At 66.2% G+C, this 8,374-nt stretch carries 6 protein-coding genes; 3 read left to right on the top strand and 3 right to left on the bottom strand.

Annotation, left to right across the window (positions count from 1 at the left end):
* On the bottom strand, positions 1-2,630 hold a 2,630-nt coding region (locus ELR45_RS00515), incomplete at its 3' end, for an aconitate hydratase (protein WP_276320627.1).
* A gap of 265 nt (positions 2,631-2,895) precedes the next feature.
* On the opposite strand from ELR45_RS00515, the gene ELR45_RS00520 reads away from it, so the two are divergent.
* The 3 genes from ELR45_RS00520 (at position 2,896) to ELR45_RS00530 (ending at position 5,966) form a co-directional block, all read left to right on the top strand.
* Positions 2,896-4,461: a hypothetical protein gene (locus ELR45_RS00520; protein ID WP_129662585.1), complete on the top strand. Its 1,566-nt coding sequence runs from the start codon at positions 2,896-2,898 to the stop codon at positions 4,459-4,461.
* 39 nt (positions 4,462-4,500) lie between these two features.
* Entirely contained in the window at positions 4,501-4,917 is a 417-nt protein-coding gene (locus tag ELR45_RS00525; RefSeq protein ID WP_129662587.1) for a hypothetical protein, read from the top strand.
* Positions 4,918-5,060: 143 nt separating this feature from the next.
* Complete coding sequence (locus ELR45_RS00530) at positions 5,061-5,966, top strand: transglutaminase domain-containing protein (RefSeq protein ID WP_129662588.1); 906 nt, start codon at positions 5,061-5,063, stop codon at positions 5,964-5,966.
* 69 nt (positions 5,967-6,035) lie between these two features.
* Here the strand turns inward: ELR45_RS00530 and ELR45_RS00535 are convergent, their stop codons facing one another.
* Positions 6,036-7,286 carry a hypothetical protein gene (locus tag ELR45_RS00535; RefSeq protein WP_129662590.1) on the bottom strand — a complete coding sequence of 417 codons (1,251 nt, stop codon included), beginning with the start codon at positions 7,284-7,286 and terminating at the stop codon, positions 6,036-6,038.
* Positions 7,287-7,309: 23 nt separating this feature from the next.
* The coding region (locus tag ELR45_RS00540) for an acyltransferase family protein (protein ID WP_165367331.1) at positions 7,310-8,374 on the bottom strand (1,065 nt) is incomplete at its 5' end.

The raw sequence follows: 8,374 nt of genomic DNA on the forward strand, positions 1-8,374 counted from the left end.
TCGAACGTCTCTTCGCCGGTCAGGCCCAGCGACTCAGCCGTCTCCCCCTCCGGGAACTGCAGCGGCAGCACGCCCATGCCGATCAGATTGGACCGGTGGATGCGCTCGAAGGACTCGGCGATGACCGCACGCACACCGAGCAGCGCGGTTCCCTTGGCGGCCCAGTCTCTCGAGGAGCCCGAGCCGTACTCCTTGCCGGCGAGCACCACCAACGGCATACCGGCCTCGGCGTAGCTCACCGAGGCGTCGTAGATCGATGTCACCGGAGCGTCGGCCGGCGAGGCGCCCTGGGTGAAGTCACGGGTGAAGCCGCCCTCTGTGCCCGGTGCGAGCTGGTTGCGCAGCCGGATGTTGGCGAACGTACCGCGGATCATCACCTCGTGGTTGCCACGCCGCGAGCCGTACGAGTTGAAGTCACGGCGTCCGATGCCGTGCGAGGACAGGTACTCCCCCGCCGGAGAGTCGGCCTTGATGGCACCGGCCGGGCTGATGTGGTCGGTGGTGACCGAGTCGCCGAGCTTAGCCAGCACGCGCGCCCCTGAGATGTCCGTCACCGGGCTCGGCGACTGCTGCATGCCCTCGAAGTACGGTGGCTTGCGTACATACGTCGAGTCCTCATCCCACTCGAAGATGCTGCCTTCCGGTGTCGGCAGCGCACGCCACTGATCGTCACCGGCGAAGACGTCCGCGTAGTCGCGGGTGAACATCTCGCTGGCGATCGCCGAATCGACGACCTCTTCGATCTCGGCCAGGGTGGGCCACAGGTCGCTCAGGTACACCGGCTCTCCCTGCGCGTCGGTGCCCAGCGGTTCGGTCGTGATGTCGATGTCCATCGAGCCGGCCAGCGCGTATGCGACCACCAGTGGCGGCGAGGCGAGGTAGTTCATCTTGACGTCGGGGTTGATGCGACCCTCGAAGTTCCGGTTGCCGGACAGCACCGACACGACGGAGAGATCGTTCTCGTTGACCGCGGCCGAGATGGAGTCGGCGAGTGGTCCCGAGTTGCCGATGCAGGTGGTGCAGCCGTATCCGACCAGGTGGAAGCCGAGCTTCTCCAGGTACGGCGTCAGTCCGGCCCGCTCGTAGTAGTCCATGACGACCTTCGATCCGGGCGCCAGCGTGGTCTTGACCCACGGCTTGCGGTTCAGGCCACGCTCGACCGCCTTCTTCGCGACCAGTGCCGCGCCCACCATCACAGCCGGATTCGACGTGTTGGTGCAGCTGGTGATCGCGGCGATGACGACCGCCCCATGGTCGATCTCGCACGTGGTGCCGTCGTCGAGGGTGACCTGGGTCGGCGCCGACGCCCGCCCCTGCGCTCCGCTGGCCGCCGACGCCACCGCGTGTGGTGCCTCGCCGCCGTTGCCCGGGTGCACCGCCACCGGATCGCTGGCCGGGAAGGTGTCCTCCACGGCGTCGTCCAGGCCGGTGTGCGGCTGCTCGTCGTGCTCGACGTAGTCGCGCAACGACGACCGGAAAGCCGTCCTGGCGTCGGTGAGCGAGACGCGGTCCTGCGGGCGCTTCGGACCCGCGATGGAGGGCACCACGCTGCCGAGATCGAGCTCCAGGTACTCCGAGTAGTCAGGCGTGGCGTCCGGGTCGTGCCAGATGCCCTGTTCTTTCGCATAGGCCTCGACCAGCGCGACCTGTTCCTCGGAACGCCCGGTCAGCTGCAGGTAGCGGACGGTCTCCTCGTCGATCGGGAACACCGCGATGGTGGAGCCGTACTCGGGGCTCATGTTGCCGATGGTGGCCCGGTTGGCCAGCGGGACGGCGGGCACGCCGGGGCCGTAGAACTCGACGAACTTGCCGACCACGCCGTGCTCGCGCAGCTTCTCGGTGATCGTCAGCACGAGGTCGGTGGCCGTCGCGCCGTCGGGCAGCTTGCCGGACAGCTTGAATCCGACGACCCGCGGGATCAGCATGCTCACCGGCTGGCCGAGCATGGCGGCTTCCGCCTCGATGCCCCCGACGCCCCAGCCGACGACGCCGAGGCCGTTGACCATGGTGGTGTGGCTGTCGGTGCCGACGAGGGTGTCCGGGTAGGCCACGCCGTCGCGCACCATCACGGTGCGGGCCAGGTGCTCGATGTTCACCTGGTGCACGATGCCGGTGCCGGGCGGGACGACCTTGAAGTCGTCGAACGCTCCCTGGCCCCAGCGCAGGAACTGGTAGCGCTCCTTGTTCCGGCCGTACTCGAGCTCGACGTTGCGCGCGAACGAGTCGGGCGCGCCGAAGACATCGGCGACGACCGAGTGGTCGATGACGAGTTCGGCCGGTGCGAGCGGGTTGATCCGGTTCGGGTCACCGCCGAGGGCGCTCATCGCCTCCCTCATGGTGGCCAGGTCGACCACGCACGGCACACCGGTGAAGTCCTGCATGACCACCCTGCCGGGCGTGAACTGGATCTCTGTACTCGGCTTCGAGCTGGCGTCCCAGTCGACCAGGGCGCGCACGTGGTCGGCGGTGATGTTGGCGCCGTCCTCGGTGCGCAGCAAGTTCTCGAGCAAGATCTTCAGGCTGTATGGGAGGCGGGTGACATCTCCCGCTGCAGCCAGGCGATAGATCTCATACGAGTCCGCGCCGACCTCGAGGGTGCCCTTGGCGCCGAAGCTGTTCTTGCTGGCCACGTCCAATCCCAACCTTTCGCTTCCATACGGTTCCAGGCCATCGTTGCGCACGCACGTGACGACCTGCCCATTAAGGCTGTCCTTACCCAGTCAGTCCATGGCCCATCCAGAAGTCCACGACCCGACCAGGAAATTTATCTTGAGTTCAAGATACATGACGTGAAGGTAGATCGCCAGCCTCCCCTCGAAGATCACTGGCCGTGTCTGTGCCGATCTGATTGGATGTCAGGGCCGTTGTCGACAGACATGTCAGGAGATCCGTCAGATGCATGGGCATCAAGGTCCGGTTCGACTCGCCGCGTTGGTCGCCGTCATCGCCACCGTCTCAGCCGGTTGCAGCTCAGACAGCTCCGTCCAGCAAGACGGCACCGCCGTCCAGAACGCGGACGAGGTCATCGAGCAAGCTGACACCATCTTCAACGATTTGGTGAAAGAGGACGTCGACGATGGAACCGCCACCGTCTCCGAGGACTCTCGCTGCTATTTCTTGCGCGTCGATGACGATGACAACGTGGACTCGAACGTGTACTGCGGGCCGGTCCGGACCTTGGGCGGCGACGACGATGAGGCCTGGTACGCGCTGCCCAGCGACGGCGTAGAAGACCCCGAGGAGGGGTTGCTCCTCCAGTTGCCGCCGACCGACGATGTCGCGCTCACGTCCGTCGCGGTCGACGACCTCGTCCGCCCGGACGACGAAGAACCCATCGACGTGTCGGCTGTCGAGGAGCCACAGGCTCCCGAGGCGCCCGTCTCGGACTTCGCTGCCCTGGCCGAGGCTGCCGACCTGGAACTGACAACTGAGTTCACCGACCTCGACGAGCCGTACAGGCTGGTGACCCCGTCGGCCACACTGACCGTCGAGGCCGTCGCCGAGCTCGACGTGATACCGACGAGAGTGGTCGGTCTCGCCCGCGGCTCCACCGACGTCCCCGACGACGACGGCGAAGACAGTGAGGACGGCGGATCTGTGTCCGCGCCGTTCTACCGTCCGGTGGATGGCCAGCAGGTGCAGGCGTGGCGCGTCACCATCGGTTCTCCGCCGGAGATCGGGCCGGAGGTGGACCGCTGGTCCGACGACGACGGTCGCGACGCCTCTACCGCTTATGCCCTAGGCGCAGGCTCGCAGCGTCTCAGTATCACCGGAGCACTCACCGAGGACGGCGGATCGGCCGAGATCGCATGCGAGCTTGTGCCGTGCGAGGAGCGGAATCAGACGCAGTACACACTCGTCGCATCCGGGACAGCGGACGCGCCGATGACTCTCGTCGCCACCGTCGACGGTACCGACCAGGTACTGGATCTCGACACGGGCGAGCTGACCGGCGACGTCTCACAGGTCGCGCACTCTCGCACGGACACCTTCCAGCAGGTCTCGACGACGTGGGGTACTGAGACCATCCACCTGGCAGATGAGGAGGAGATCTGTGGCTACTGCGACGCGCTCGACTACAACTTCGGCGGCGAGGTCCAGCGTGTCTACCTCTCCCCCTTCGCGGCCAAGAAGGGTTGGGCACCGGCCGGCCAGGCGTGGCTGATTATTCCCATCGCCAACGATCCTGCCAGTTTGACCGGTGATTACCTCGGCGGCGACACGTTCGCTGAAGCGAGCATCGACTTGACCACGTCATGGACCCTTGAGGTGGACGGTGAGAACCTCTCTCACGACCCTGACGCCGCGCTCGGCTACACGGCTGCCTTTCTCGTTGAAGACACCTTCACCGAGGGCACTTTCCGCTACGGCCCGGCAGGCAGCGTGTCGTACACCGACCCAGACCGCACAGAGCCGCTCGAAACGGAAGAACCTCTGACCCTGGACATCAGCTTCCCCTGATCGGCCAACGTCACGCACAGAGAAGGAACCGACGCGACCATGCACCATTCCTCGCACACCGCTGCCCTCGTGGCAGCCGTGGCCACCTCCGGTCTGCTGCTCGCCGCGTGCAGCAGCGACGAGGACAAGGCCGCCGGCGCGGCCGAGGACTTCTTCGCCGCGCTGAAAGAGGTCGATGCCGAGTGGGCCTGCGAGCTCAACCTCGGTGCAGACGGCGGGCCGCTCTCCGAGGAACATGACGACTGGCAGTCCTGCCTGGACGGTGTCGACAGGTGGGCCAGCAACACCGTCATGCCCGCGGACGGCGAGCTCCCGGACGTCTCGTTCGACTCGGCCGAGATCGACGGCGACACCGCGCGCGTCTCTGAGTCTCCTGCGGAATACTCCTTCATGTACCCGTTCGGACTGACGAAGGTCGACGGTGACTGGTACGTCGACGGCACCTGGTATCTCTGACTGCTCAGCGCAGGAACCACGGAGTGTCGCTGCGGGACACTTTCAAGATCAACCAAGTGGGGCAGGAGCTCGCCCGGAGGCTGGGGCCAGATCACCTGTTGGAAGCCACCCAGGCTCATGCCGCCAGATGCGACGATTGGCCCATGGCAGAGGCACATGCACACGACTGGACCGCACATTCGTCCTATACCGACCCGGGCCGGCATGCTGGCTTGCTAGAAGCCGTCCCGGCGGACATTACCGGGCTGTCGGCCGTCGCCCGTAACGTGATCATCCACTACCGAACGTCCGAAACGGACTTGCCGAAGGCGACTCGAGACGACGTCAACCTGCGCTGGCTCTCTGCCATCCTCGACACCGACCAGGCCCGGCACGGCATGCCATTGGCCGAGCCCCGCGCCGGAGTCAAACGGGTGCAGGGATGTTGCCGCGACCACACGCTGTTTTGTGTCGGAGCGCTTCGCCAACATGGCATTCCGGCGCGCTCGCTCGTCGGCTTCTCGCGCTATTCCGGCGACGACTACAATAATGATCATGTGATCGTGCAGCTATACGACGGCGTTGCAGCTCGTTGGATCCGGTTCGATCCAGAGATCGAGGCTCCGCTCGACCAGCTCCCCGATCCACAAGATATCGAGTCCGGGAAGAGCGCACCGTTCCGGACGGCCGCCGAAGTCTGGCAAGGCTATCGCTCTGGCGAGCTCGATCCCTCTCTCTTCGGCATCGGGCCCGGCTCGGCGATGGGCGGCCCATGGTTCATCCTGAACTATGTCTTGTTGCAACTGGCCCACCGCTACAGCGACGAGCTGCTGCTCTGGGACACTTGGGGCGCGATGAATCTGCCAGACGACGTCGAGGACCCAGAGGTGCTCAGGCTGGTCGACGAGATTGCCACGCAGCTCGTCGCAGCCGAAGCTGGCGACTCTACGGCCGACGACGTGTTGCTGACGCGCTACCGCAATGACGAGCGCTTAAATCCCGGCACGCGTATCACCCAGCACTCCCCGTTCGGAGAGCCATCTGTCACAGTCAACCTCCGTACGCGATGATTTGCCGGGGTGGCAAGGCGACTCTTCGCGCTTACGAATGATGACCGTGGTGGCCCGCCACAGTCGAACTCAGCGTAGGAACCACGGAGTGTCGCTGCGGGACCGTTCGTACCAGCCCAGCCACAGTGCTGGGCGGTGCTCCAGGACCGCGGCTTCGATCGCGCGATGGACTCCGTCGTCGACCGGCAGCATCAGCCGGTAGCGCTCATTCGGTAGATGCGGCTCCGGTGGCCGTTCCTCCCGGCGTCGCCGGTCCAGCTCCGCCCAGCGGCCGACTGGGCTGCTCACCTGCTCGAAGACGTCCAGCTGCGGCATGTGCATCTTCTTCCCGTTCTTGGTCGTCGCCATATGGTACGAGATCCCGACGCCGGCCAGCCCATTCCAGGAGAACTGCGCCAGATCGTGAGTCCCCCGCCAGGTGATGCCCGTACGATCGATCGTCAGCTCCGACCGCGTACCCAGACGGCCGCCGAACCGGCGCACGCTGATCACCAGCGCCAGGATCAGGACAAGAACGAAACCGCCCATTGAAACTGCCGGAATCCAGTCTTCGTCTCCCCGCAGCGATTCGACAAGGATCACCAGCGCGATCACGCCGAAGAACGCGATGCCCACTCCGAAGCAACCGATTCGGAACTTGGCGTGACCCCTGAGCTTCTCGGCCAGGTCGACGTCGAGGGATGTATCGCCCGGCTCTACCGGACTCGTGCCTGCCGGCTCTGCGCCACCAGGCTGTACGTTATCGGCCCTTGCATCATCAATAGTCGCCGTACCGGCGGATTCCGCTCCATGGGGCTCTGCCCCGTCCGGTACGGGACGTCGCGTGAACGGCGCCGACGGCGACGGCGGGCCGGTGCGTAGCTGGCCGGACTGACGCAGCGCCGCCTGGGCCCGCGTGCGGGGCGGGTGGAGGACGGCGCTCCACTCCCGCACGTTCGGCCGGCGCAGTCCGACTCCCACGATGAAGGCTCCTATGTACCCCCCGAGCGCCAGCCACCATCCCGCCTGCATCTTGCCGAACGGCCCAGCACCGTCGAACGTGTCCCGCATCATCACGGCTATGAGGCCGACGCCCACGATGAGCACACCAGGAATGACCGTCGCCAGGACGGCCACCGCCCGGATCGCGAACGGCCCACCGCGCCAGACCCGGTACAGCGTCGCGCCCCAGACCACCGTCCACAGCACCATGGCGGTGACCTGGGACGATGCGTCATCGAGCCCGTCACCGAATGAGTTCGCGATCGTCCAGCTCACAAAGCCAGCCCATAGCAGGCCGAGGTACGGAACCCCGATTGTGACCGCGGTCGGCCTACGCACGGTCGAATCACCATGATGTCCATTCACGAGCCATTAGTATCTCGTGCCGCTACACGGACCCTGAACATGACCGCCGACCATCCACCGATCAGGAAGATCGAACTCGGTAGCCAGCCCGTGTGGAGACCGAAGAGCCGCCCACCGATCGCACCGAACGGCTCCAGGCCGGCCGTGGCGTAGCCGAGCAGCGCGACCCATACGAACACAGCGGCGACCAGCATGCCGACGCCCGGCTCTGCTCCCGACGAGGCTTGCCGACTCCGGCTTCCACCGTGCTGTCGGCCATGGTCGATGGGCCACCACTTCTCCAGCCGAGCCATCGAGGCCACGATCGGTAACAGGACGAGCGCGAGCGCCGAGAGCCACAGCGGGCGGCTGAGCCACCATGACGTCGTGCCTGCCGCTGGCATGCCGATACGCAGCGCGAGCGTCAGCCCTACGACAGCGGCCAACACCGTCAGATGCCACAGGTAGACCGTCATCGCCCGGCCGCCCACCGCCACCACCGCTGCCCAGACTCCCGGCCGGGCGAGCCAACCGCTCAGTCGTCGTCGTGCCAGCACGACCAACGCCGTCTGTCCCACGGCGAGAAGCACCAGGCACACCGATGGTGGAGCCATGTTGGACATCTCCCCCGGCATCCCGATCATGCTCACCGGGTAAGGCCCTGCCGCCGTCACGACGGTCAGGACGACGACGGTACCGGCCACCACGGCCCACAACGCCGGAGTGGAGATGAGCCCCAGCCGCCCGTCGGCGTAGAGGAAGCCGAGTTGCTGGGCGAAGAGCCACACGAGCAGGTAGTTCGGATATGCCGCCTCCTCGGCTCCGGCCATGACGCGGACCAGGTCGACGGCCGTCGCGGCCGCGGCCAACGTGGTCAGAGCCGCCGCGGGTGACCGCTCGTGCCATGCCACCATCAACGGCGCCAACGCGGTCACCAGGAGGTAGACGACGAGGAACCACAGCGGTCTGCCGAGCAGCCTGGCGAGGAACTCGACATCGTCCGCCCGCATGCCGGCCACCCATGCCACTCCGAGGGCGAATTGGCTCACCACCGCGAAGACCAGTACCGGCCGCAACAACCG

Source organism: Phytoactinopolyspora endophytica, assembly GCF_004138495.1.
In the GTDB taxonomy this organism is placed as follows: domain Bacteria; phylum Actinomycetota; class Actinomycetes; order Jiangellales; family Jiangellaceae; genus Phytoactinopolyspora; species Phytoactinopolyspora endophytica.

What these genes read in the sequence shown, in the direction of transcription:
- ELR45_RS00520 (WP_129662585.1), top strand. Translation starts at nt 2,896, where the DNA reads ATGCATGGGCATCAAGGTCCGGTTCGACTCGCCGCGTTGGTCGCCGTC.
- ELR45_RS00525 (WP_129662587.1), top strand. Translation starts at nt 4,501, where the DNA reads ATGCACCATTCCTCGCACACCGCTGCCCTCGTGGCAGCCGTGGCCACC.
- ELR45_RS00530 (WP_129662588.1), top strand. Translation starts at nt 5,061, where the DNA reads ATGGCAGAGGCACATGCACACGACTGGACCGCACATTCGTCCTATACC.